At 54.1% G+C, this 887-nt stretch carries 9 tRNA genes; all 9 read left to right on the top strand.

The window, feature by feature from the left end:
* The first annotated feature begins 34 nt into the window (after positions 1-34).
* Positions 35-123: transfer RNA gene (locus ACVYAD_RS25070), tRNA-Leu, on the top strand.
* Positions 124-136: 13 nt separating this feature from the next.
* A tRNA-Arg gene (locus ACVYAD_RS25065) sits at positions 137-213 on the top strand.
* A gap of 13 nt (positions 214-226) precedes the next feature.
* Positions 227-303: transfer RNA gene (locus ACVYAD_RS25060), tRNA-Pro, on the top strand.
* Positions 304-309: 6 nt separating this feature from the next.
* Positions 310-385, top strand: a tRNA-Ala gene (locus ACVYAD_RS25055).
* A 26-nt stretch (positions 386-411) separates the two neighbouring features.
* Positions 412-485 (top strand) — tRNA-Met (locus tag ACVYAD_RS25050).
* 7 nt (positions 486-492) lie between these two features.
* Positions 493-569 (top strand) — tRNA-Ile (locus tag ACVYAD_RS25045).
* 15 nt (positions 570-584) lie between these two features.
* A tRNA-Ser gene (locus ACVYAD_RS25040) sits at positions 585-677 on the top strand.
* A gap of 50 nt (positions 678-727) precedes the next feature.
* Positions 728-802, top strand: a tRNA-Met gene (locus tag ACVYAD_RS25035).
* A 3-nt stretch (positions 803-805) separates the two neighbouring features.
* Positions 806-881: transfer RNA gene (locus ACVYAD_RS25030), tRNA-Asp, on the top strand.
* The last annotated feature ends 6 nt before the right edge of the window (positions 882-887 follow it).

Here is an 887-nt window from a genome sequence, read left to right as displayed (position 1 = left end):
CGCGAGTTCGAACCTCGTCTTCCGCTCCAAATGTGCCGGGGTGGCGGAACTGGCAGACGCACAGGACTTAAAATCCTGCGGTAGGTGACTACCGTGCCGGTTCGATTCCGGCCCTCGGCACCATTTTTTATAATTAGCGCCCGTAGCTCAATTGGATAGAGCGTCTGACTACGGATCAGAAGGTTATGGGTTCGACTCCTGTCGGGCGCGCCAAATTAATACTTATCGGAATGTAGCTCAGCTTGGTAGAGCACTTGGTTTGGGACCAAGGGGTCGTAGGTTCGAATCCTGTCATTCCGACCATTTTATGGGGCCTTAGCTCAGCTGGGAGAGCGCCTGCCTTGCACGCAGGAGGTCAGCGGTTCGATCCCGCTAGGCTCCACCATAAAAGATAACCAGTATAAAGATCCTGGCGGCGTAGCTCAGCTGGCTAGAGCGTACGGTTCATACCCGTAAGGTCGGGGGTTCGATCCCCTCTGCCGCCATCTTAAAGGACCTTTAGCTCAGTTGGTTAGAGCAGACGGCTCATAACCGTCCGGTCGCAGGTTCGAGTCCTGCAAGGTCCACCATTTATATATTGTTACGGAGGTATACCCAAGTCTGGCTGAAGGGATCGGTCTTGAAAACCGACAGGCGGGTAACACCGCGCGGGGGTTCGAATCCCTCTACCTCCTCCAGTTTATTTTATAAATGGCGCTTGAAAAACTCGAAAAGAATATTTTATTAACGCGGGGTGGAGCAGTGGTAGCTCGTCGGGCTCATAACCCGAAGGTCGTTGGTTCAAATCCGGCCCCCGCAACCAAATGGTCCCGTGGTGTAGCGGTTAACATGCCTGCCTGTCACGCAGGAGATCGCCGGTTCGATCCCGGTCGGGACCGCCATTTTTT

The organism is Lysinibacillus sp. G1-3, from assembly GCF_056322905.1.
Note: the sequence above shows the minus strand (reverse complement) of the source record. Positions and strands in the feature narration are given on the sequence as shown.